Source organism: Pseudomonas sp. NPDC087697, from assembly GCF_044743155.1.
Taxonomy (GTDB): Bacteria; Pseudomonadota; Gammaproteobacteria; order Pseudomonadales; family Pseudomonadaceae; genus Aquipseudomonas.
Genome location: NZ_JBIUVW010000005.1, coordinates 49,801 through 73,734, shown reverse-complemented (window position 1 = coordinate 73,734; position 23,934 = coordinate 49,801). Strand labels below are relative to the sequence as shown.

At 60.3% G+C, this 23,934-nt stretch carries 20 protein-coding genes; 13 read left to right on the top strand and 7 right to left on the bottom strand.

Translation table 11 applies throughout. The features are described 5' to 3' along the window. Nucleotides 1-148: 148 nt before the first annotated feature. Nucleotides 149-1,120: a metallophosphoesterase family protein gene (locus ACIPIN_RS05740; protein ID WP_401116484.1), complete on the top strand. Its 972-nt coding sequence runs from the start codon at nucleotides 149-151 to the stop codon at nucleotides 1,118-1,120. Nucleotides 1,121-1,133: 13 nt separating this feature from the next. Beyond that, nucleotides 1,134-1,454: a cupredoxin family copper-binding protein gene (locus tag ACIPIN_RS05735; RefSeq protein ID WP_123425424.1), complete on the top strand. Its 321-nt coding sequence runs from the start codon at nucleotides 1,134-1,136 to the stop codon at nucleotides 1,452-1,454. A 358-nt stretch (nucleotides 1,455-1,812) separates the two neighbouring features. Here ACIPIN_RS05735 and ACIPIN_RS05730 read toward each other — a convergent pair whose 3' ends face one another. The 5 genes from ACIPIN_RS05730 to ACIPIN_RS05710 all read right to left on the bottom strand — a co-directional run bounded on the left by ACIPIN_RS05730 (nucleotide 1,813) and on the right by ACIPIN_RS05710 (nucleotide 8,028). After that, nucleotides 1,813-3,210 carry a VOC family protein gene (locus tag ACIPIN_RS05730; RefSeq protein ID WP_401116481.1) on the bottom strand — a complete coding sequence of 466 codons (1,398 nt, stop codon included), beginning with the start codon at nucleotides 3,208-3,210 and terminating at the stop codon, nucleotides 1,813-1,815. Nucleotides 3,211-3,320: 110 nt separating this feature from the next. Continuing rightward, a complete protein-coding gene (gene glcF, locus ACIPIN_RS05725) occupies nucleotides 3,321-4,538 on the bottom strand; it encodes a glycolate oxidase subunit GlcF (RefSeq protein WP_401116478.1) in 1,218 nt (405 codons plus the stop codon). 3 nt (nucleotides 4,539-4,541) lie between these two features. Next, nucleotides 4,542-5,600, bottom strand: coding sequence for a glycolate oxidase subunit GlcE (gene glcE, locus ACIPIN_RS05720; RefSeq protein WP_401116475.1), 1,059 nt, complete (start codon nucleotides 5,598-5,600; stop codon nucleotides 4,542-4,544). Then, on the bottom strand, nucleotides 5,600-7,099 hold the full coding sequence (gene glcD / locus ACIPIN_RS05715) for a glycolate oxidase subunit GlcD (protein ID WP_401116472.1): 1,500 nt from the start codon (nucleotides 7,097-7,099) through the stop codon (nucleotides 5,600-5,602). Before glcD ends, glcE begins: the two co-directional genes overlap by 1 nt. Further along, nucleotides 7,096-8,028, bottom strand: a complete 933-nt coding sequence (locus tag ACIPIN_RS05710) for an alpha/beta fold hydrolase (RefSeq protein WP_401116469.1) — start codon at nucleotides 8,026-8,028, stop codon at nucleotides 7,096-7,098. The genes glcD and ACIPIN_RS05710 overlap by 4 nt, the downstream gene beginning before the upstream one ends. Nucleotides 8,029-8,210: 182 nt before the next feature. On the opposite strand from ACIPIN_RS05710, the gene ACIPIN_RS05705 reads away from it, so the two are divergent. Then, nucleotides 8,211-9,284 (top strand): diguanylate cyclase, encoded by a 1,074-nt coding sequence (locus ACIPIN_RS05705; protein WP_401116466.1) that lies wholly within the window; start codon nucleotides 8,211-8,213, stop codon nucleotides 9,282-9,284. Nucleotides 9,285-9,473: 189 nt separating this feature from the next. Here ACIPIN_RS05705 and ACIPIN_RS05700 read toward each other — a convergent pair whose 3' ends face one another. Further along, nucleotides 9,474-10,085, bottom strand: a complete 612-nt coding sequence (locus ACIPIN_RS05700) for a glutathione S-transferase (RefSeq protein ID WP_401116464.1) — start codon at nucleotides 10,083-10,085, stop codon at nucleotides 9,474-9,476. A gap of 166 nt (nucleotides 10,086-10,251) precedes the next feature. On the opposite strand from ACIPIN_RS05700, the gene ACIPIN_RS05695 reads away from it, so the two are divergent. After that, nucleotides 10,252-11,148, top strand: a complete 897-nt coding sequence (locus tag ACIPIN_RS05695; protein WP_401116461.1) for a patatin-like phospholipase family protein — start codon at nucleotides 10,252-10,254, stop codon at nucleotides 11,146-11,148. Here ACIPIN_RS05695 and ACIPIN_RS05690 read toward each other — a convergent pair. Further along, nucleotides 11,121-12,041 carry a MurR/RpiR family transcriptional regulator gene (locus ACIPIN_RS05690; protein ID WP_401116458.1) on the bottom strand — a complete coding sequence of 307 codons (921 nt, stop codon included), beginning with the start codon at nucleotides 12,039-12,041 and terminating at the stop codon, nucleotides 11,121-11,123. The two genes, ACIPIN_RS05695 and ACIPIN_RS05690, sit on opposite strands and share 28 nt — an antisense overlap. Nucleotides 12,042-12,353: 312 nt before the next feature. On the opposite strand from ACIPIN_RS05690, the gene iolC reads away from it, so the two are divergent. The 9 genes from iolC to ACIPIN_RS05645 all read left to right on the top strand — a co-directional run bounded on the left by iolC (nucleotide 12,354) and on the right by ACIPIN_RS05645 (nucleotide 23,817). Continuing rightward, entirely contained in the window at nucleotides 12,354-14,291 is a 1,938-nt protein-coding gene (gene iolC, locus ACIPIN_RS05685) for a 5-dehydro-2-deoxygluconokinase (protein WP_401116455.1), read from the top strand. A gap of 137 nt (nucleotides 14,292-14,428) precedes the next feature. Beyond that, the gene (gene iolE, locus ACIPIN_RS05680) at nucleotides 14,429-15,322 is read left to right on the top strand and encodes a myo-inosose-2 dehydratase (protein ID WP_401116452.1); all 894 of its coding nucleotides are present in this window, start codon (nucleotides 14,429-14,431) and stop codon (nucleotides 15,320-15,322) included. Beyond that, nucleotides 15,319-16,128, top strand: a complete 810-nt coding sequence (gene iolB / locus ACIPIN_RS05675; RefSeq protein ID WP_401116449.1) for a 5-deoxy-glucuronate isomerase — start codon at nucleotides 15,319-15,321, stop codon at nucleotides 16,126-16,128. The genes iolE and iolB overlap by 4 nt, the downstream gene beginning before the upstream one ends. Before the next feature lie 30 nt (nucleotides 16,129-16,158). Beyond that, a complete protein-coding gene (locus ACIPIN_RS05670; protein ID WP_401116447.1) occupies nucleotides 16,159-17,661 on the top strand; it encodes a CoA-acylating methylmalonate-semialdehyde dehydrogenase in 1,503 nt (500 codons plus the stop codon). Between the two features lie 27 nt (nucleotides 17,662-17,688). Further along, nucleotides 17,689-18,510 carry a TIM barrel protein gene (locus tag ACIPIN_RS05665; RefSeq protein ID WP_401116444.1) on the top strand — a complete coding sequence of 274 codons (822 nt, stop codon included), beginning with the start codon at nucleotides 17,689-17,691 and terminating at the stop codon, nucleotides 18,508-18,510. Between the two features lie 132 nt (nucleotides 18,511-18,642). Continuing rightward, entirely contained in the window at nucleotides 18,643-20,574 is a 1,932-nt protein-coding gene (gene iolD / locus ACIPIN_RS05660; protein ID WP_401116442.1) for a 3D-(3,5/4)-trihydroxycyclohexane-1,2-dione acylhydrolase (decyclizing), read from the top strand. Between the two features lie 46 nt (nucleotides 20,575-20,620). Further along, on the top strand, nucleotides 20,621-21,631 hold the full coding sequence (locus tag ACIPIN_RS05655; protein WP_401116440.1) for a Gfo/Idh/MocA family protein: 1,011 nt from the start codon (nucleotides 20,621-20,623) through the stop codon (nucleotides 21,629-21,631). Nucleotides 21,632-21,774: 143 nt separating this feature from the next. Then, entirely contained in the window at nucleotides 21,775-22,635 is an 861-nt protein-coding gene (locus tag ACIPIN_RS05650) for a sugar phosphate isomerase/epimerase family protein (RefSeq protein ID WP_401116439.1), read from the top strand. Between the two features lie 129 nt (nucleotides 22,636-22,764). Further along, the gene (locus tag ACIPIN_RS05645; protein ID WP_401116436.1) at nucleotides 22,765-23,817 is read left to right on the top strand and encodes a Gfo/Idh/MocA family protein; all 1,053 of its coding nucleotides are present in this window, start codon (nucleotides 22,765-22,767) and stop codon (nucleotides 23,815-23,817) included. Nucleotides 23,818-23,934: the final 117 nt, after the last annotated feature.

Genomic DNA, 23,934 nt, shown 5'->3' with positions numbered 1-23,934 from the left:
GTGGCTCCAGCCTTTGCCCCCTATAACCCGGATGCGTTGCGTTTTATTCCCGAAATAAAAAATATTTTTTTGTCTGGAATAAATCCCCGACCGGATCGGTTGTACATCCTGTCAGTTCATCAATGTAGACCGCTACGAGGGCGTTCCCATGAACATTCGTTCAGCATCACATGAAAAGCGTACAGACGGCCCCTTGGACCCCGACCGCAGAAACCTGCTCAAATGCTCGGCATGGGCTGGCGCCGGTGTTATCTGGGCGTTGAGCGGCGGTATTCCGCGAGCGTTCGCCCTGAGTGACGATGGCACCTTATCGGACCCGAAAGCGCTGGACAGCACTTTTCACTTCGTGCAAATCAGCGATTCACACATCGGCTTCAACAAGGAAGCCAATCCCGAACCGCTGAAGACTTTGCAGGTCGCCATCGACAAAGTTATCGCGCTGCCGAAAAGGCCTTCGCTGATCCTCCACACAGGTGACATCACCCACCTCTCCAAACCGGAAGAATTCGATACTGCCGCGCATATTCTCAAAGGCCTGCCTTCAACTGTGCACTACATACCGGGCGAGCACGACACCCTCGATGAAGGTGGCGGCAAGCTCTACCTCGAACGCTATGGCAAAGGCACCAAAGGCAACGGCTGGTACAGCTTCGACGACCATGGCGTGCACTTCATCGGGCTGGTCAACGTCTTCAACTTCCAGGCCGGCCACGAGGCCACCCTCGGTGCCGAGCAACTGGCCTGGCTGCAGGATGATTTAAAGGCGGTGAGCACCAGCACACCGGTTGTGGTGTTCACCCACATTCCGTTGTGGACGATCTATCAGCCGTGGGGCTGGGGCACCGAAGACGGTGATCAAGCCATCGCGATGCTGCGCAAATACGGTTCGGTGACGGTGCTCAATGGTCACATCCATCAGGTCATCCAGAAGGTCGAAGGCAACATCACCTTCCACACCGCGCGCGGCACGGCTTACCCGCAACCCGCACCCGGTGCCGGACCAGCACCGGGACCGATGACCGTGGCTGCCGATCAACTGCGCAACTACTTGGGAATTACCGAGGTCAAGGCGACGCAGGGCGATCATCCGTTGGCACTGATCGATTCAACACTTGTTTAAAGGAGGCGTTGACATGAAGCATTTACTGCGGGTACTGGCCTTGGGTTGCCTGATGGTTTCGATACCGGCGTGGGCGGAAGGGACCAGAATCGACATCAAGGAATTCATGTTTGGTCCCAAGGAAGTGACGATAGCGGTGGGCACCACCGTGACCTGGGTCAACGACGATCAAACGGTCCATACGCTGATGGAAACCCACAAGGTGTTCCATTCGGCAGCGCTCGACACCAACGACCAGTTTTCCTACCAGTTCAATACGCCGGGGACCTATGAATACTACTGCACGCTGCACCCGCAGATGATTGGGAAGATCATTGTCAGTGCGGCGAAGTGAGGGGGAGGTTAATGCCAGTCAGTTAAGCGAACGCAAGGTTTGAAACAGTAAAGATCAAATGTGGGAGCGGGCTTGCTCGCGAAGACGGTTTACGACGCGACGAATATGTCGCTCGATATGACGCTTTCGCGAGCAAGCCCGCTCCCACACTGGACTTGCTTCGTTTTACGGAATGTATTTCCTTAACTGACCGTCATTGAACCCAGGGTCGCCCATTTTCGTTACGGCACCGACACCTGCTCCTGCAATCCTCGGCCGATGACATCCAGCAAATCACAACCGTCGCGCAGCGGAATCGCCAACACCCGTGCGAAGTCACATAGAATCACCGTATTTCTGTTGACGATCCGCCTACCTATCAGCTCAGCGGCGGCAGATTAAGCGCGGCGCAGCACTCTTCAATCGAACGCTGTTGCGTCTGCGCATACAACGCCAATTCATCAATAGTCTGCCGTCCCAAGGCTTTTTCAAACGCTTGCCGGTTCGAGTGCTCGCCGTAGTGGGTTTGTGCGGCGTCGCCGAGGTTCGACTGGAAGATCCCCGCCGCGCTGACTGGTAGAAAGTCTTCGTACACCAGCGGCACGGCGCGGATGTACTCGGCTTTGAGCAAACCTTGCAACGACGTTGACTCAAGCTCTTCGCTATCGGCCGCCAGGCCTTTTTCGGTGACGAAGTAGCGAAAGTAAGCCAGGCCTTGTTCGCGCATCTCACTGTAGCTGTCCGGGAATGCCTTGAAATGCTGTTCCATCAGGCTGTTGTAGCGTGCCGCGTTGGCTTCGTTGGGGAAGTCCTTGAGCTCATCGCGGGCGGCGTTGAGCAGGCGGTCGTAGAGTGCGCGACCTTCAGGCGTCAGCGCGGCGCCGCGTTGTTCGATTTCACCGAAGCGGGCGCTGTGGCTGCCATGAGCCTGCTGTTGATCGGTGAAGGCAATCGGCTCGTCCAGCGCTTTGAAACTGGTCTGGCGCAGCAGTATCGGGCACTGGCGGCGCGGTGGGCCTTCGATCACCGCTTTAGGGGTGATGCCGTGTTCGGGCATTTTTGCCTGCACGATGTCGATGTCCAGGGTGCGCGGCGTCAGGTGGTTGATGTGCGGGCCTTTGAAGGCGACCACGTCGGCGATCAAGCGATGCTGGGCGCTGAGTTGCTGGTATTGCGCGGCGGTGACGGTGGCGTGGTGGTGCCAGCGGAAGGTTTCCAGTGCCTGTTCGACGAAATCCTCGGCTTGCTGTTCGTTGAGTCCACCGTGTTGTTCGGACTGCTCGATCAGCGCCAGCGCCTGCGCGGTGAAAATCGAACGCTTGGCCAGCACCGATTCGGCAAAGGCGCGCAGCTCGGGGTTTTCGATCAGCTCCAGGCGCAGCAGCGAGGTGAACACCCGGAACGGGCTGACCTGCAATGAGGTTTCATGCACGGCGCGGAATGCCGTGGAATGCACCGGCACCCCGGCCGGTGTCAGGTCGTAATAGCCGACCGGTTGCATGCCCATCACCGCGAACAAACGGCAGAGGGTCGCCAGTTCCTCGGCGGTGCCGACGCGGATTGCACCGTGGCGTTCCAGGTCCAGACGCTCGATTTCGCCGGTACTGCGTAACTGCCGGGCAATCGCCGGATCGCTGTCGAGCACCTGAGCGTTGGTCTGCGCCACCAGTTCCATCAAGGCGCCGTACAGCGGCACTTCTTCGCGGTACATGTCTGACATCGCCCGCGAGAAGCGTTGGCGGATCAGGTCTGGGCTGACGACGTTGTGGTTGCTCATAAACACGAATCCCGGCGCAGTGACAGTGGAGTAGGCCGATTCTGTTCGGCACAGGCGGTGCTGACAAACGAAGTTTCTTCTGAACTTCATTCTGCAAATGACTGCTGCACTCAGCGCAAAACCTGATCCACCAGTTCGATCCAGTGCTTAACCTGCGTCCGTCCGGCGCTGGCGAGGTGGCTCTGACAACCGATGTTGGCGGTGACGATCAGTTCCGGGCGGCCGCTTTCCAGAGCGTTGAGCTTGTTGTCGCGCAGTTGCCGGGCAAGCACCGGTTGAGTCAATGAGTAGGTGCCAGCTGAACCGCAGCACAGATGACTGTCGGGCACCGTTGTGAGATTGAAACCCAGCCGGGTCAGTAGTTCTTCGACTGCACCGCCGAGTTTTAACGCGTGCTGCAAGGTGCACGGGCAGTGGAAGGCGATCCGTCGCTCGGTAGCAGCGCACAGCCGTTCGAGCGGCTCGTCGCGCAGGATCTCTACCAGGTCTTTGCTCATCTCGCTGACCCGTTCGGCCTTGGCCGCGTAGGCCGGATCGGTCTTGAGCAAATGCCCGTAATCCTTGATAAACGCACCACAGCCGCTGGCGGTTTGCACGATAGCCTCGGCGCCGTTTTCCAGCGCGGGCCACCAGGCGTCGATGTTCTGGCGGGCGCGATTCAACCCCTGTTCCTGTGCGTCGAGGTGATAGTCCAGCGCACCGCAGCATCCGACCTGGGTAATGGGTGTGACGCTGATGCCCAAGCGATCCAGCACCCGCGCCGCTGCGGCATTGGTGTTTGGTGACAAACCCGGCTGCACACAGCCTTCGAGCATCAGCACTGTTCGCGAATGCACCGAGGTTGGCCATTCTCCCGCTGACGGAATGTCGTGAGGCAATTTGGCTTCGAGATCGCGCGGCATCAACGGTCGGAAGGTTGCACCGATCTGCAACAAGGCTTTGAACAGTCCGGGGTTCGGCGCCATCGCCCGCAAGCCCTGGCGCAACACGCGCTGACTCGCTGAGCGCGGCACTGCCTGATCGACCACGGCGCGGCCGATGTCCAGCAGGTTGTGATAATCGACCCCGGACGGGCAGGTGGTTTCGCAGGCGCGGCACGACAGGCAGCGGTCCAGGTGCAATTGGGTCTGGGCGGTGGCGGGGTGGCCTTCGAGGACTTGCTTGATCAGGTAGATGCGCCCACGCGGGCCGTCCAGTTCATCGCCGAGCAGTTGATAGGTTGGGCAGGTGGCGTTGCAGAATCCGCAGTGCACGCAGGTACGCAGAATGCTTTCGGCCTCTGCCGCGCGGGGCAGGCGTTTGGCCTGTTCGCTGAGGGTGGTCTGCATGCTTCAGAACTCCGCGTACATCCGGCCAGGGTTGAACAATCCCTGAGGATCGAGTTGGGCCTTGAGCTGTTGGTGATAGCGCAGCAGCGCAGGCGCCAACGGCTGGAACGGGCTGTCGCTGACGCCGTGGCTGTAGCAGGTGGCATGGCCGCCCAGATCGAAGGCCAGCGACTGAATATTGAGCGCGTCGGATTTCAACCAGCGTTGCGCACCGGCCCAATCGATCAGTTGGTCGCCGGGCAGCGTCAGCGGGCCGAGGTTGTTGGGTAGCGACAGACGCCACAACGGCAGACCTGCATCGAAAAATTCCAGCTGTTGCTCATTCAACGCCTGCCAGTAAGCAGAGTCCAGCACCTCGCCACCGAGTCGTTGATGGGCAGCGCTGACCGAACCTTCGCCACCCTCCAGCCGCAAGTGCAACTGCCGGCCGTCATGGCTCGCCGCGCTGATGGGCAGCGGTTGCTGGCCCCACTCGGCGAGTTTGCTCAAGGCGCGGGCGCTGTCGAGTTCCAGGCTGATGCTCAGGCACTGGCGCGGTTTGGGCAGGACCTTGAGCGAGACTTCGGTGATCACGCCGAGGCAACCGAAGCTGCCAGTCAACAACCGCGACAGGTCATAACCGGCGACGTTTTTCATCACCTCACCACCAAAACGCAGCTGTTTGCCGCTGCCAGTGATCAGCCGGGTGCCGAGGACGAAATCGCGCACCGAACCGGCCCACGGTCGACGCGGGCCTGATAGTCCCGAGGCGATCATGCCGCCAACCGTTGCATCTTCACCAAAGGACGGCGGTTCACAGGGGAGCATTTGCCCGGCCGCATCCAGCGCCGCCAGCAATTCCCTCAGCGGTGTACCGCAGCGGGCGGTGATCACCAGTTCAGTCGGGTCATAGCTGACGATGCCGCGATGGGGCCGGGTGTCGAGCACCTCGCCGGCGACCTCGCGGCCGAGGAAGGCCTTGCTGCTGGCGCCTTGAATGCGCAGCGGGGTGGCGTTCTCCCGGGCCTGGTTGATCTGCTCCAGTAACTCCGCGCTGGCGTCTCTATCCTGTTCGGTGCGCATCAGAAACGCTCCAGTTCAGGGAAGGGCAATTCCCCGCCGTGGACATGCATGGCGCCGAACTCGGCGCAGCGATGCAGAGTGGGAATGTTCTTGCCGGGATTGAGCAGGCCTTGGGGGTCGAAGGCTGCTTTTACCGCGTGAAACACTGTCAGCTCGTCGCTGTTGAATTGCGCGCACATCTGATTGATTTTCTCCCGACCGACACCATGCTCGCCGGTGATACTGCCGCCAACCTTGACGCAGAGCTCAAGGATTTTTCCGCCGAGGGCTTCGGTGCGTTCCAGCTCGCCGGGCTGGTTGGCGTCGAACAGGATCAACGGGTGCATGTTGCCGTCGCCGGCATGGAACACGTTGGCCACCCGCAAGCCGTGCTCACTGGCAAGCTCGGCGATGCCTTTGAGCACCGCAGGTAATTCGCGGCGCGGAATGGTGCCGTCCATGCAGTAATAATCCGGCGACAAGCGCCCGATCGCCGGGAACGCAGCTTTGCGTCCGGCCCAGAACTTCACCCGTTCCGCCTCGTCACGGGCCTGGCGCACCTCACTGGCGCCGGCCTGTTCCAGTACTGCGCGAACCCGCAGGCAGTCGTCGCGCACATCGGCTTCGACGCCATCGAGTTCGCACAGCAGAATGGCCTCGGCGTCCACCGGGTAGCCGGCATGAATGAAGTCTTCAGCGGCGCGCAAGGCCAGGTTGTCCATCATCTCCAGGCCACCGGGGATGATCCCGGCGGCGATGATCTGCGCCACGGCGCGTCCGGCTTTTTCCACGGAGTCGAAACTCGCGAGCAGCACCTTGGCCACCTGCGGTTTGGGCAGCAGTTTGACCGTGACTTCGGTGATGATCCCCAGCAGCCCTTCGGATCCGGTGAACAGCGCCAACAGATCGAAACCCGCTGAGTCCAGCGCGTCAGAGCCGAGGGTCAGGCGTTCACCTTCGATCGTCAACACTTCCAGTTTCAGCACATTGTGTACGGTCAAACCGTACTTCAGGCAGTGCACACCGCCAGCGTTTTCCGCGACATTGCCGCCAATCGAGCAGGCGATCTGCGAGGACGGATCCGGCGCGTAATACAGGCCAAACGGCGCTGCTGCCTGGGAAATCGCCAGGTTGCGCACCCCCGGCTGAACCCGCGCCGTGCGGGCGGCGGGGTCGATGTGCAGGATCTGGTTGAAGCGCGCCATCACCAGCAGCACGCCTTTTTCCAACGGCAACGCGCCCCCGGACAGCCCGGTGCCCGCGCCACGCGCCACTACCGGCACCCGCCGGGCGTGGCAGAGTTTGAGCACGGCCTGAACCTGCTCAAGCGTGCGCGGCAGCAGCACCAGCATCGGCGTGGTTCGATACGCCGAGAGCCCGTCGCACTCGTAGGGTTTGAGCTCTTCTTCGCGGTAGAGAATGTCCAGATCCGGCACCTGCTCGCGCAGGGCGTTGAGCAACGCGTTCTTGTCCACCGGGGGTAGAGCGCCGTCGATGTGTTCGTCGTAGAGGATGTTCATAGCGTCAGCCCTTGCAGAAACCCACGATACAACGCCGCCGTTTTCCCCGGCCGTTCGACCATCGGCATGTGCCCGATACCGTCCCAGATTTCCACCTCCAACCCGGCGATACCGTGCGCCCAGACAGGCGCGCTGCTGACGTGAATCAGCCGGTCTTCGCGACCCCACAGCAGCAGGGCGGGGCCGTGGATGTCGTGCAGTTTTTCGCCGATTGGTTGGCTCCCATTGAGGTCCTCGAAAATCTCTGCCAGTTCATCGCGCCGACGCTCATAACGTTCGGTCATCGCGGCCAGCACCACGCCCGGTACCCACGGCGGGGAGGCCATGGTCATGGCATAGAACACGTTGAAGTCTGCGCGTGAGTGGATCAGGAACGGGTTGGCGCCTTGAGCCAGCAGACGATCCATGTCGCTGGGTTCCGGTGAGCAACTGAGGCCGGCCGGGTCAATCAAGGCCACTGACGCGACTCGTTCAGGATGGGTCGCCGCGAGCCAGGCGGCGATGTAACCGCCCATGGAGTTGCCGATGACATGCACCTTGTCGATTTTGCAGGCATCGAGCAACTGGATCAGCCGTTGAGTCTGGCTCGGTATGTCGTAGCCTGCGCCGGCCTTGAACCCGGTTTCACCGTGGCCCGCCAAGTCGGGAATGAGCACCCGGCAATCGTCGACAAAATGCCGGGCGAAGCGCAGCCAGATCGTCTTGTCGGCGCTGTAACCGTGGAGCATCAGGATAGTTTTAGCGGCGTTGGCCGGTCCGCCCTGGTACGTGACCATGTTCATCCCGGTAATTGGCACCGAGACTTTGTGCAGGCGATAAAGCCGCGCCTCCAATGCCATGCTCGCGTCGTACAACACGTGCCCGATGCGTGGCCAGGTCCGCCAACTCCAGATGATCAACACTGCGACAACGATCAGTACAACGAGCATGGTGTTCTCCCACACAGCAGGCGTCGACGCAGGTCCCTTGTCATTTATAGTCAAATTTTCGACAGCGGGCCTGCCCGCAGGTCTATTTCGGGGCGCCGGGCGGTGATGGCTATTTGAGGTCACCCTGATAGACTCCCAGACATCCCTGTGTTTCCGGTAGTAATCAGGAGCTTTGGCCCCCTATGCAACATAACGGAGGAAAGGGACTTTCACTGGCCAGGAGGCTCTACACGTCGCGAACCCTGGGGATGGTCCTGGGCCTGCTCTGCGTGGGCGCGGCGATCATTCCACTCAACCCGCCCCGTTGGCTGTTGGCGCTGATGCTGTTCAACGGCCTGATCTGGCCGCACCTGGCCTATCAATGGGCGCGCAGCTCGCAATCGCCTTATCAGGCCGAACACCGCAATCTGTTGATCGACGCGTTCATGGGTGGGTTCTGGGTCGCTGCCATGCAGTTCAATCCCTTACCCAGCACCGCCACGTTATCGATGATGGCGATGAACAACGTCGCCATTGGTGGCTTGCGTTTTCTGCTCGCGGGTACGGTGGCCCAACTGCTGGGTATGGGCGTCGGGTTACTACTTTTCTTCCCTGTGTTCATCCCGCAAACAAGCCCGATTCAGCTGTATGCCTGCTTACCGTTGCTGACGCTGTATCCCTTGATGCTGGGCTGGATCTGCTTTCGCCAGGCCCACACACTGGGCCAACACAAACGCGAACTGTTGGCCCTGAGCCGCACCGACAGCCTGACCGGTCTGTTGAACCATGGCACCTGGAAAGATGCGCTGGACGTCGAGTTCCAGCGTTGTCAGCGCCAGCAGCGGGGCGGGGCGATTGCCTTGATCGACATCGACCACTTCAAATCCATCAACGACACTTACGGCCACGTGGCCGGCGATAGTGTGTTGCGTCAGCTAAGCAAAATTCTCAAACAAAACCTGCGCGCCAGCGACTTGGCCGGGCGTTATGGCGGCGACGAGTTCTGCGTGATCCTGCCCGACGTGCCACTGGCCCACGCCGCGCAGGCGATGGACGCTTTGCGTGATCGGTTTTCGGGGCTGGGTTACGAACAGAATCCGGCGTTGAAAGTCAGCCTGAGCATCGGCCTGGCCGCGTTCGACCCGATGCACAGCGAAGCCCTGCAATGGCTCAACGATGCCGATGAGGCGCTGTATGCGGCCAAGACTACCGGGCGCAATCGGGTGATTTGTCATGCCGATGGGCTGGTGCAGCGGGTGGCGATGGGGGCGGTTTGAGGTTAAAGAGGGCTGCGCGTGCAGGATCACCAAAAGATCGCAGCCTGCGGCAGCTCCTACGCCGGGCAGTCGAACCCGTACGCAAGTTCGTAGGAGCTGCCGAAGGCTGCGATCTTTTGATCTTGATTTTGTGGCCTCTGCGATGGGGCCAAAAGATCGCAGGCGGCGCCAGCTCCCATAGGTCAGTCTTCAGGTAATCGGCATGCTGATAAACGCCGGCAGCTGTTCGGCGTAGGCAGTAAATGCGCGGATCTTCGGAAACTGCGCGTCACTGACCTGATCCGGCACCACCAGATTGGTGAAGCTCCAGGCCACGGCGAGGGTGATGCCAGCCTGATCGAGGGTGCCGTCGGTCTTCAGTGGCTGCCTTTCCAGCTCTTGTTCCAGCACCGAATACGCCGCCAGCAACTGCCCGCCAACGCGTTCCAGCCACGGTTCATGCTGTTTCTCGGCCGGCCGCAAAGTGCGCTCGTAATAGATCTGCACCGATTTCTCGCAGGCCGCCAGGGCTAGGCCGATCAGCCGCAATGAACGCAGGCGCTGGTCCAGTGGCGCGGGCATCAGGCTTCTGTCCGGGCCGCTCAAGGCTTCCAGGTAGTCGATGATCAAGGTCGAGTCCATCAGCACTTCGCCGTTGTCCAGCACCAGCGTCGGGGCCTTGACCACCGGATTGATCTGCTGGAACTGCGCAAAATGGCGGAACACCGACACCGAGGCGTGCTCGAACGGGATGTCCAGCGACTTCAGGCTAATGGCGACGCGTCTTACATAAGGTGAATCGAGCATTCCGATCAGCTTCATGTACAGCTCCTGTGATTATGCGCAGACAGTGCGCCGCCAATTTAGCGGTAAACCCGTGACCTTCGCCACTGTCACAATCGCTTGATGCGCTAGCGACGAGCCGAGTGTAATCGAGCTCAACCGCTATGCTTGAGTATCTAAACCTGAGCGGTTCTGGAGGTCTGCCATGCCTGCGGAAAAAACTGCACTCGTCCTCGCCGGTGGCGGTAGCCTCGGTGCGGTTCAGGTCGGCATGTTGCAGGCGCTGGTCGAAGCGGGCGTTTCATTCGACCTGGTGATCGGTGCATCGGTCGGCGCCATCAACGGTGCGTACTTTGCTGCGCGGCCGACTGCGCAAGGGGTAGCCGAGCTGGCGGACTTCTGGCGGGGTTTGCGCAAGGCCGATGTGTTTCCGTTTTCGCTGCTCGATAGCCTGTCGGCGATTTTTCGGCGCAGAGGCTTTCTGTTGCAGCCTTCGGCGCTGGAGCATCTGGTGCGGCAGGCGTTGCCCTTCAAGCAGATTGAAGACACCGAATTGCCGCTATACATCGTCACCACCAATTTGCTCACCGGCGCCGAAGAACTGCTGTCCAGCGGCAGTGCCGAGCAGGCGTTGCTGGCCAGTGCGGCGATTCCATTGGTGTTTCCGTGTGTGCAGATCGGCGACAAGCTGTTGGTCGATGGCGGCGTTGCCAGCAATACGCCGATTGCCAGTGCGGTGTACCTGGGAGCGACGCGGGTTGTGGTGGTGCCGACCGGATTTGGTTGTGACTGCCCCAGTCCACCATCGGGGCTGGTGGCGTTGGCGCTGCACACCTTGAACCTGATGAGCATGCGTCAACTGGTGCGCGACATTGAGCTGTACTCACCGCGAGCGGTGATCCATGTGGTCGCGCCGCTGTGTCCGCTGGGGATCTCGGTGTTCGATTTCACCCAGACCGATCAACTGCTGCAACGCGCTTATCAATCGACCCAGGCCTGGATCGAGGAGGGCGGGCTGGTTCGCACCGGGGTGCCGGGCTCATTGCAGGCCCACACCCATCATGGCGGTGAGGGTCAGTCCTCGAACCCGACCTGCTCGTGAATCTCATCCATCTTCAGTTCCAGGCGATAGGCCACGGCGATGAACAGCGCCTGACACAGGCACAAGGTCGCACTCAAGGAGCGGAACGCAAACGAGGAGCCTTCATTGACCAGCAACACCGTGTTCGCCCGTTTGGCCAGCGGTGACAGGTTGCTGTCGGTGATGATCAGGGTTTTCGCCTGATGATGCTGGGCGATGCGCAGGCAGTGCTGGGTTTCCTTGCCGTAGGGCGTGAAGCTGATGGCGATCACCAGATCATTGGCCCGCACGCTGCGCATTTGCTCGCGATAGCTGCCGCCCAGCCCCGAGACCAGGTGAATGCGCTTGTTGGTGTGTTGCAGGTTGTACACCAGGTAATCGGCTACCGCGAATGAGCGGCGCACCCCGACCACGTAGATGTTGTCGGCATTGACCACCAGGTCCACGGCTTTCTCGAAGGACTGGTCATCCAGCTCCAGGCCCAGGCGTTCGATGCCCGACAGCGTGGCGTTGATGCACTCGCGCGCCAGGTCGCCGCCGCTGGCCTTCTGTGACTTGTTGGCAATCATGCTGCGAATGCGCTGCTGGTAGTTCTGTACCGGCGTGGTCTTGTGGGTGTACGCCTCGCGGAACAACGCCTGCATTTCGCTGAAACCGCTGAAACCAAAGCGCTGGGAGAAGCGCACGATGGCCGAGGGGTGCACTTCGCATTCGCGCGCGATGTCGCTGATGCGGTCGACCATGATCCGGTCGCTCTGCTGGCTCATGTAGCTGGCGATGCGTTTGAGCTGGCGCGGCAGGCTTTCGTATTCGTTGGTGATGAGCGCCAGCAAGCGCTCGGCATTGATCGGGGGGCTGGCGAGGTCGCTTTCCGGCGTGGTCTCGGCGGTAGCCGGCTGATCGGTGCGGGACATAAATAATCCTTCTGGCTTGTTCTTACAGGGCCGCTCGGTGAAGCGCTGCCCCTGACAATAGGTTGGCTGTGCGCAGTCTACAGGGTAGGCGTGAATAAAATCTTGAGCCGTGGGTCAGCCAGACAGTTGCTGAAACGATGCAGTGTGTCTGGAGCGGTTCTGTAAAAGTTTATTGGAAAAAATATTCCACGTAAAAATTTATTGGAATAAATATTGATTTGTGGGCGCCGCCCGTTTTAGTCTGCATCCACCAAGAGTGTTCGGCGCCACCACCGCCCCGAACGCAGGCTGATAAAAATAACAGGAGCCAGCATGGGCCAGACTCGTTTTGCCAGTGGGCGTCAATTGGATCTGATTTGCCTCGGGCGCCTTGGCGTCGACCTCTATGCGCAGCAAGTCGGTGCGCGGCTGGAGGATGTCTCAAGCTTCGCCAAATACCTCGGAGGCTCGTCCGCCAACATCGCATTCGGCACGGCCCGGTTGGGGCTGAAGTCGGCCATGCTGAGTCGGGTCGGCGACGACCACATGGGCCGCTTCCTGCTCGAATCCCTGGCCCGCGAAGGCTGCGACGTCAGCGGTATCAAGGTCGATCCGGAGCGCCTCACCGCCATGGTCCTGCTGGGCCTCAAGGACCGCGAAACCTTTCCGTTGGTGTTCTACCGCGAAAACTGCGCCGACATGGCCCTGCGCGCCGAAGACATCAGCGAAGCCTTTATTGCCTCCAGCAAAGCCTTGCTGATCACCGGCACGCATTTCTCTACCGACGGCGTCTACAAAGCGAGCATCCAGGCGCTGGAGTACGCCGAAAAGCACAACGTCAAACGCATTCTCGACATCGATTACCGTCCGGTCCTTTGGGGCCTGGCGGGCAAGGCGGATGGCGAAACCCGTTTCGTCGCCGACCAGCAGGTCAGCCAGCACGTACAGAAAATACTTCCGCGTTTTGACCTGATCGTCGGCACCGAAGAGGAGTTTCTGATTGCCGGTGGCTCCGAAGACTTGTTGAGCGCACTGCGTAACGTGCGACGCCTGACGGCAGCGACGTTGGTGGTCAAGCTCGGGCCGCAAGGCTGCACGGTGATTCACGGGGTGATTCCGGTACGTCTCGAAGACGGCGCGATCTATCCCGGTGTGCGGGTCGAAGTGCTCAACGTACTGGGCGCTGGCGATGCCTTTATGTCGGGCTTCCTCAGCGGCTGGCTGGAGGATGCCAGTGACGAGCGCTGCTGCCAGTTGGCCAACGCCTGCGGCGGTCTGGTGGTTTCACGCCACGCCTGCGCCCCGGCCATGCCGACCCGTGCCGAACTGGATTACCTGTTCAACAGCCCGGTGCCGATCACCCGGCCGGATCAGGATGCCGTGCTGCAACGCTTGCATCAGGTCAGCGTGCCACGCAAAGCCTGGAAGCAACTGTTCATCTTTGCCTTCGACCATCGCGGGCAACTGGTGGAGCTGGCGCAAAAGGGTGGACGTGACCTGAGCAGTATTTGCGAGCTCAAGCAGTTGTTTATCCAAGCCGTGGAGCGGGTCGAAGCGGACCTGCGTCGGCAGGGCATCGAAGCCGATGTCGGCCTGCTGGCTGACCAGCGTTTCGGCCAGGACTCGCTTAATGCCGCCACCGGTCGTGGTTGGTGGGTGGCACGTCCGGTGGAAGTCCAGGGTTCACGGCCATTGGCCTTCGAACATGGCCGCTCGATTGGCAGCAATCTGATCGCCTGGCCGCAGGAACAAATCATCAAGTGCCTGGTGCAGTTTCACCCGGACGACGAGCCGCTGTTGCGTCTGGAACAGGAGGCGCAGATCAAGGGTTTGTATCAGGCGGCGCAGGTCAGCGGCCATGAGTTGCTGCTGGAAATCATCCCGCCCAAGGATCACCCGTCACCGCATCCGGACGTGCTCTATCGCGCGATCAAACGCCTGTACAACCTGGGCATTTTCCCGGCCTGGTGGAAGATCGAGGCGCAAAGCAGTGAGGAGTGGAAACAGCTCGACGAACTGATCCAGGAGCGCGACCCCTATTGCCGAGGCGTGGTGCTGCTGGGCCTGAATGCGCCGGCCGCAGCGCTGGCCGAAGGCTTTGCGCAAGCGAGCCAGAGCAAGACCTGTCGGGGGTTTGCGGTGGGCCGGACGATTTTCCAGGAACCGAGCCGAGCGTGGTTGGCCGGTGAGATCGATGACGAGGCGCTGATTCAGAGAGTGCAGGGCACGTTTGTCGAACTCATTGATGCCTGGCGCAAGGCGCGAGCCTGAAGCGCTGATGACCCGTAGGAGCAAGGCTTGCCCGCGATGGGGCCCTCAAGAACGCCAAAAGCATCGCGAGCAAGCTTTGCTCCTACGGGGGGTGGTTTGTGCGATCTCATTTTTAGAAAACAATAAAAGGTGCAGCCATGCCCGCTATCCGAATTGGCATCAACCCGATTTCCTGGAGCAACGACGACCTGCCGTCCCTCGGTGGCGAAACCCCGTTGAGCACTGCCCTGAGTGAGGGCAAGGAAATCGGCTACGAAGGTTTTGAACTCAACGGCAAGTTCCCCAAGGACGCCAAAGGGGTGGGCGACGTGTTGCGGCCTTACGACCTGGCGCTGGTGTCGGGTTGGTATTCCAGCCGCCTGGCACGGCGTTCGGTGGCTGAAGAAATCGACGCCATCGGCAGCCATGTCGAGTTGCTGGCGAAGAATGGCGCCAAGGTGCTGGTGTACGGCGAAGTCGCCGATTCGATTCAGGGTCAGCGCATTCCATTGGTCGAGCGCCCGCGTTTTCACACCGAGCAGGCCTGGCGGGAATACGCCGACAAGCTAACTGAACTGGCACGTTTCACCCTGTCCCAGGGCGTGCGTCTGGCCTATCACCACCACATGGGCGCTTACGTCGAATCGCCAGCGGACATCGATAAATTGATGGCGCTGACTGGCAGCGAAGTCGGTCTGCTGTTCGATTCGGGCCATTGCTACATGGGCGGCGGTGAACCGATCGAGGTGCTGCGCAAACACGTCGGGCGTATCTGCCACGTGCACTTCAAGGACGTGCGTAAACCGGTGGTGCAACTGGCGCGCAACAATCTCTGGAGTTTCCCTGACTGCATCATCAACGGCACGTTCACCGTGCCCGGCGACGGTGATATCGACTTCGCCGCGCTGCTGGAGGTGTTGCTGGCCGCCGATTATCACGGCTGGCTGGTGGTCGAGGCCGAACAGGATCCGGCTGTCGCGCCGAGCTATGTCTACGCCAAGAAAGGTTACGACACCTTGCGCGCATTACTCGATCAGAGGAGAGGGCAATGAACCTGCTGGTCAAGAGCAACGCAAAGGGCCGGACCATGGTCGAGTTGGCGGCCGGTGCGCTGGAATACGTCGGTTTCGCCGCCTATCGCCTGAGCCTCGGCGAAACCTTGCCGGTCAGCGCGGGCGATAAAGAGCTGTGCCTGGTGTTGCTCAGCGGTCGGGTCGACGTCAGCGGTGAGGCGCCAGGGCAGGGCGCGTTCAACTGGGACAACATCGGCGACCGCCATTCGGTGTTCGAAGACAAATCACCGTTCGCCGCGTACTTGCCACCTGGCAGTCAGGCGCAGGTAGTCGCCCTCAGCGATGTACAGATTGCCGTGTGTGCCGCGCCTGGCTCGAAATCGGCCGGTCTCGGCCCTCGGCTGATCACACCCGAAAGCATGAAGCGCAGCGTGCGCGGCAAGGGTGCCAACACCCGTTACGTCTGCGACATCCTGCCGGACACCGCGCCTGCGCATTCGCTGCTGGTGGTGGAGGTGCGCACACCGTCCGGGCATTCATCGAGCTACCCGCCGCACAAGCACGACACCGACGACCTGCCGCACCAGAGCTTTCTCGAAGAGACCTATTACCACCAGATCAACCCGCCGCAAGGTTTCGTTTTTCAGCGGGTCTACACCGATGACCGCTCCATCGATCAGGCCATGGCCGTGGAAAACAGCGATCTGGTGGTGGTGCCCAAGGGGTATCACCCGGTCAGCGTGCCTTATGGCTACGAGTCGTATTACCTGAATGTCATGGCTGGTCCTAAACGGATCTGGCAATTCCATAACGATCCGCAGCACAGCTGGCTGCTGGACCTCTGAATTCTGAAGACTGACTGGAGAACAAAAACAATGAGTGACGCCCCGGTTATCGGCCACTACCTCAACGGCCAGGTGCAGGACACTGGCAGTGAGCGCTTCAGCAATGTCTTCAACCCGGCCACTGGCGCCATTCAGGCGCGGGTCGGGCTGGCCAGCCAGCAGACCGTCGATGAGGCCGTGGCTTCGGCGCTGCGGGCGTTCCCGGCCTGGTCCGAGCAATCGTCGCTGCGCCGCTCGCGGGTGATGTTCAAGTTCAAGGAACTGCTCGACCGTCATCACAATGAACTGGCGGAAATCATCAGCCGCGAACACGGCAAAGTATTTTCCGACGCCAAGGGTGAAGTCACTCGTGGCATCGAGATCGTCGAATACGCCTGCGGTGCGCCGAACCTGCTGAAAACCGAATTCAGCGACAACATCGGTGGCGGCATCGACAACTGGAACCTGCGTCAGCCGCTGGGCGTTTGCGCCGGGGTCACGCCGTTCAATTTTCCGGTGATGGTGCCGCTGTGGATGATTCCGCTGGCGCTGGTCACCGGCAACTGCTTCATCCTCAAGCCTTCGGAACGTGATCCGTCGGCGAGTTTGCTGATGGCGCGCCTGCTCAGCGAAGCCGGGTTGCCGGACGGTGTGTTCAACGTGGTGCAGGGCGACAAGAGCGCGGTCGATGCCTTGTTGCAGCACCCGGACATCGAAGCGATTTCGTTTGTCGGTTCGACGCCGATTGCCGAGTACATCCATCAGCAAGCCACGGCCCGTGGCAAGCGCGTGCAAGCGCTGGGCGGGGCGAAGAACCATATGATCGTAATGCCCGACGCCGATCTGGACCAGGCTGCCGATGCGCTGATTGGCGCCGCTTACGGCTCGGCCGGCGAACGCTGCATGGCGATTTCGATTGCCGTGGCCGTCGGCGATGTTGGTGACAAGCTGATTGCTAAACTGCTGCCGCGCATTGATCAGCTGAAGGTCGGCAACGGTATGCAGGGCGACAGCGACATGGGGCCATTGGTGACCGCCGAGCACAAGGCCAAGGTCGAAGGGTTCATCGATCAAGGCGTGGCCCAGGGCGCGCAACTGATCGTCGACGGTAGAAATTTCAAAGTGCCGGGGGCGGAGAATGGCTTCTTTGTCGGCGCGACCCTGTTCGACAAGGTCACGACCGAGATGAGCATCTACCAGCAGGAAATCTTCGGTCCGGTGCTGGGCATTGTCCGGGTCGCGGATTTCGCCAGCGCCGTAGCGCTGATCAACGCTCATGAGTTTGGCAACGGTGTGTCCTGTTTCACCAGCGACGGCGGGATTGCCCGGGCGTTTGCCCGCACCATCAAGGTCGGCATGGTCGGCATCAACGTACCGATTCCGGTGCCTATGGCCTGGCACTCCTTTGGTGGCTGGAAACGCTCGTTGTTCGGCGATCACCATGCCTACGGCGAAGAAGGCATTCGCTTCTACAGCCGCTACAAAAGCGTCATGCAGCGCTGGCCGGACAGCATCGCCAAAGGCCCCGAATTCAGCATGCCCACAGCCAAATAATCAACTTGAGTGCGGAGAACAAGAATAATGAGCCAGCCCCTGCGTTTCGCCCTGAACCGTATGGTTGCCCCACGTTTGTCACTGCCTGAATTCATTGAACTGGCGGTGGCCCTGAAAGCCGATGCCATCGAGATCCGCAACGACCTCAAGGGCATCGAGATCGAAGACGGCACGCCGCCCGAGCGCGTGCGTCAGTTGTGTCGGGCCAACGGGATCAGTGTGCTGTCGATCAATGCGTTGTACCCGTTCGATGTGTGGAACGACGAGCGCCGTGCGCAAACCCTGAAACTCGCCGCCTATGCCCGTGATTGCGGTGCGCAAGGGTTGGTGATGTGCCCGCTGAATGATCGTGCCGATCCACGCTCCGAAGCTGAGCGCAGCGCTGGCCTGCGTACCGCATTGAGCGAACTGGCGCCGATTCTGCGTGAGTACGGGATTCTCGGTTTCATCGAACCGCTGGGTTTCGAAGAGTGTTCACTGCGGCGCAAACGCACGGCAGTGGACGCGATCAAGTCTATTGGCGGGCTGGATGTATTCCGTCTGGTGCATGACACCTTTCACCATCATCTGGCCAGTGAGCATGAGTTTTTCCCTGAGCTGACCGGGCTGGTGCACATCTCCGGTGTCGAGGACGCGCAAGCGCCGTTAGCGACCATTCGCGACGGCCATCGGGTACTGGTGGGCGAGGGCGACATCCTCGGCAACGCGGCGCAGATCGATACCTTGCTCAGCACCGGCTATACCGGTTACCTGTCGTTCGAACCGTTTGCCGACAGCGTGCATGGGCTGGCGGATATCCGGCAGGCGATCGGCGCGAGCATGGATCACCTGCAAAAATCCCTGAGCTGACTAGCCCCCCGTAGGAGCAAGGCTTGCCCGCGATGAACGATGACGCGGTGTATCAGAAACACCGAGGCGCCTTGATCGCGGGCAAGCCTTGCTCCTACAGAGATAGTGTGCATCCACATAAAAGGAGTGGACATGACCACAACACGACTGACCATGGCCCAGGCCCTGGTGAAATTCCTCGATAACCAATACGTCGAGGTCGATGGGGTTCAAAGCAAATTCGTCGCCGGGATCTTCACCATTTTCGGCCACGGCAATGTACTCGGCCTCGGCCAGGCGCTAGAGCAGGACAGCGGCGACCTGATCGTCCATCAAGGCCGCAACGAACAGGGCATGGCCCACGCGGCCATCGGTTTTGCCAAACAGAATCTGCGGCGCAAGATCTACGCCTGCACTTCATCGGTCGGTCCCGGCGCAGCGAACATGCTGACCGCTGCGGCGACGGCCACCGCCAACCGCATTCCCTTGCTGCTGTTGCCCGGCGATGTCTACGCCAGTCGCCAACCGGACCCGGTGCTGCAACAGATCGAGCAGTTCCACGACCTGAGCATCAGCACCAACGACGCCTTCAAAGCGGTGAGCAAATACTGGGACCGCATCAACCGCCCCGAACAATTGATGAGCGCGGCGATCCACGCCATGCGCGTGCTCACCGATCCGGCGGAAACCGGCGCGGTGACGCTGGCCTTGCCGCAAGATGTGCAGGCTGAAGCCTACGATTACCCTGATTACTTCCTGCAAAAACGCGTGCACCGCATCGACCGTCGTCCGGCCACCGAAGCCATGCTCGGCGACGCCGTGGCATTGCTCAAAGGCAAGCGCAAGCCGCTGATCATCTGCGGTGGCGGGGTCAAATATTCGGGAGCCAATGCGGCGTTGCAGGCGTTTGCCGAGCGTTTCGACATTCCGTTCGCCGAGACTCAGGCCGGCAAGAGTGCGGTGGTTTCAAGCCATCCGCTGAACGTCGGTGGGATTGGCGAAACCGGTTGTCTGGCGGCGAATCTGTTGGCCAAGGAAGCCGATCTGATCATCGGGATCGGCACCCGCTACTCGGACTTCACCACATCGTCGAAATGGCTGTTTCAGCATCCCGAAGTGAAGTTTCTCAACCTGAACATCAGCCCTTGCGATGCGCTGAAACTCGATGGCGTGCAGTTGCTGGTCGACGCCAAGTCCGGTTTGCAAGCATTGTCTGAAGCGCTGGCCGATTACCGATCCAGTTGGGGCGATCAACCGCGTCAGGCCAAGGCACAACTGGATGAAGAGGTCGATCGGGTCTACCAGGTCGAATACCAAACCGAGGATTTCGTCCCGGAAATCAATGACCACATGGACCCAGCGGTACTGCGCGAATTCATCGAGCTGACCGGTTCCTGCCTGACCCAAAGCCGTGTGCTCGGTGTGTTGAATGAAACCCTGGCCGACGACGCGGTGATTGTTGCCGCTGCCGGCAGCTTGCCCGGCGACTTGCAGCGCAGCTGGCGCAGCAAGGGCGTGAACACCTACCACGTTGAGTACGGTTATTCCTGCATGGGCTACGAGGTCAATGCCGCGCTCGGGGTGAAACTCGCGGAACCGGCGCGTGAGGTCTATGCGCTGGTGGGCGACGGCTCTTACATGATGCTGCATTCGGAGCTGGCCACCTCGATTCAGGAGCTGCGCAAGATCAACGTGATCCTGCTCGACAACATGACCTTCGGCTGCATCAACAACTTGCAGATGGAACACGGCATGGACAGCTTCGGCACCGAGTTCCGCTTCCGTAATCCTGAGACCGGCAAGCTCGATGGCGGTTTTGTCCCGGTGGACTTTGCCATGAGTGCGGCGGCTTACGGCTGTAAGACCTACAAGGTGAATACCGTCGAGCAACTGCAAGCGGCGCTGGCCGATGCGCGGTTGCAGAGCGTTTCGACGCTGATCGACATCAAGGTGCTGCCCAAGACCATGATCCACAAATACCTGTCCTGGTGGCGGGTGGGCGTGGCGCAAGTCTCAACCAGCGCCCGCACCGATGCGGTGGCCAAAACTCTTAATGAACGACTGGCCAAGGCCCGTCAGTACTGATTGCTTTGCAACGAACAACAACAAGCATTCCAACGGGAGTCTTTCCATGTCTTTAAAGCTAGGCGTCATCGGTACCGGCGCTATCGGTCAGGATCACATCCGTCGTTGCAGCCAGACCCTGCTCAACAGCCAGGTGGTGGCGGTCACCGACATTAATTTGCAGCAGGCAGCCAAGGTGGTTGCCGACCTGAAACTGACCGCCGAGGTGTACCCGGACGGTCACGCGCTGATCAAGGCGCCGGAAGTCGAAGCGATTCTGGTCACCTCCTGGGGGCCGAGCCACGAAGAATTCGTGCTGGCGGCGATTGCGGCGGGCAAACCGGTGTTCTGCGAGAAGCCGTTGGCGGTCACCGCTGAGGGTTGCCGCAAGATCGTCGAGGCTGAAGTGGCCCACGGCAAACGTCTGGTGCAGGTCGGCTTCATGCGTCCTTACGACCAGGGTTATCAAGCCTTGAAAGCGGTGATCGACAGCGGCCAGATCGGCGAGCCACTGATGCTGCATTGCGCTCATCGCAATCCGACCGTGGGTGAGAACTACAAGACCGACATGGCGATCACCGACACGCTGATCCATGAACTGGACGTGTTGCGCTGGTTGCTCGCCGATGACTACGTCTCGGTGCAAGTGGTGTTCCCGCGCAAGACCAGCAAAGCCCACGCCCATTTGAAAGACCCACAAATCGTTCTGCTGGAAACCGCCAAGGGCACGCGGATCGACGTCGAAGTATTCGTTAACTGCCAGTACGGCTACGACATCCAGTGCGAAGTGGTCGGCGAGACCGGCATCGCCAAACTGCCGGAGCCGTCGCAGGTGCAGATGCGTAGCGGGGCCAAGCTGTCGAATGCGATTCTGATGGACTGGAAAGACCGTTTCATCGCCGCCTACGATGTTGAGTTGCAGGCCTTCATCGATGGCGTGCGCGCCGGGCAGGTTGGCGGGCCGTCGGCGTGGGATGGTTTTGCGGCAGCGGTGGCGGCGGATGCGTGCATTGAAGCGCAGAACAGCGGTCAGATCGTAAAAGTCGGCCTACCAGACCGCCCACACTTCTACGGCTAACCATCATCGAATGTGGGAGCGGGCTTGCTCGCGAACGCGGTCTGACAGTCACATCAATGTTGAATGTACCGCCGTCTTCGCGAGCAAGCCCGCTCCCACAGGATTGATATCAGGGCTGAGTCCCTGGTTCAGGAGAGTAAGTCATGCGCATCGCACTAGACCCCTACATGTACCGCACGCTGTCCCTGGGCAAGATGGTCGACAAAGTCGCCGAGCTTGGTTACGAACACATCGAACTCTCACCCCGGGAAGATTTTTTGCCGTTCTACAAGGCCCCGCGCGTCGACAAGGCGCGGATCAAGGAATTTCGCAAAGCCCTGAGCGACACCGGGGTGAAACTCTCGTCCTTGCTCCCGATGTACCACTGGGCCGCCGCCGATGAAGGTTTGCGGGTGGCCGCAGTGCGTAACTGGAAGCGTGCGATCCATATCGCTGTCGAAATGGACTGCGAGCTGGTCAACACCGAGTTCACCGGCCAGTCGGATAACCCGCTGGTCTGCGAAAACCAGTTCATGCGTTCCATGGATGAGTTGATTCCCGAGTTCGAACGCGAAGGCATCAAACTCGATATCCAGGCGCACCCCTATGACTTCTGCGAGCGCAATAACGAGTCGGTCGACATCATTCGGGGTCTGGACCGCGACTGGATCAACTACCTCTATGCGGCGCCGCACACCTTTTTCTACGACGACGGCAAAGGCGACATCGCCTCGATGCTCAAGTACGCAGGCTCCAAGCTGAGTCACTTGATCATCGCCGACACCTACAACCACAAGGCCTCGTCGGGGCTGCGCTACATCGTCAATCCGCCGGGCGTTACGGCCACCGTGCACCAGCATCTGGACATCGGTCAGGGCGAGGTCGACTGGGAGGCGTTCTTCAGCACCCTGCGCGAGATCAAGTTCGACGGTATTGCTACAGTCTCGGTATTCGCCTGGGAAGATCGCCCGGACGAGTCCAACCGAATGATGCTGGAGCGCGTCTCCCGCGAGTTGTGCAAATAGGCCCCGATTTCCTGTAGGAGCAAGGCTTGCCCGCGATGAACGATGACGTGGTTTGCCTGACGAACTGCGGTGTCCCAATCGCGGGCAAGCCTTGCTCCTACGGATTGTGTTAACCAAAGGAATTCAATGATGCGAATCGGACTTGTCGGTTACGGCCATGGCGGCCGGTTTTTCCATGCGCCGCTGATCAGCAGCTTGCCAGCGGCGACTTTCGTTGGGGTGGTGACGCGTTCCCCCGAGCGCCGTCATCTATTGGCGGCTGAATACCCGGGTGTCCCGGCCTTCGACAGCATTGGTCAATTGGTGGAAGCCGGGGTCGATGTACTGGTGATTTCCACCACGCTGGAAGGACGGGCGGCGCTGGTGCTCGAAGCCATTGAACACGGGGTGGCCGTGGTCTGCGACAAACCCTTCGCCGCCGACGCGCAGCAGGCCGAAGCGCTGGTAACCGCTGCCGAACGTCACAAGGTTGCGCTGAGCGTCTATCAGAACCGCCGCTGGGATTCGGACTTCCTCACGGTACGCAAACTTGTCGAGTCCGGAGCGTTGGGCCAGGTCACGCGCTTTGAATCCAGCATAGAGCGCTATTCACCGCAGTCAGTGGGCAAGGGCAGCGGTGGCGGATTCCTGCGTGATCTGGGCAGCCATCTGGTGGATCAGGCACTGCAACTGTTCGGGCCGGTGACGCGGGTTTACGCCGAGCTGGATTACCTCAATGAAGGCCAGCTTTTCGACAACGGGTTTTTCCTCTCGCTGACCCATGCCAACGGCGTGATTTCGCACTTGAGCGGCAGTTGCCTGCAAAACAATCCGGCGCCGCGATTTCGGGTCAACGGCACAGAAGGGACTTACAGCGTCGACGGTCTGGATGGGCAGGAGGCCTTGGCGCTGGCCGGGCTGACGCCACTATCCGAAGGTGATCGCTGGGGCGTTGAAGAGCATCGACGTTGGGGTTGGTTCGAGCACTTTGAGGAGCGCGAGCGGATTCCGTCTGAGCGTGGTTGCTGGAATCAGTTCTATTTACAGCTACAAACCGCGTTGCAAAGCGCTGGCCCACTGCCGGTCGAGGCCCGTGATGCACTGGCGACCACCCGCATTCTAGACGCCGCACGGCTGAGTTTCGAACGCCGTCAGGTGGTTGAAATGAAGCCTGCGTGCGGTCATGGAATAAAAACAGAATAAAATTCTAAAATGAGTTGATGTGGAAATTAAATTCCAATAAAGTCATTTCCAGGTTGCCGACTATCAACGTCCCGATCGACCTCAAGCCAGCCTTGAGTGCGGGGAGGGCGAAACAAA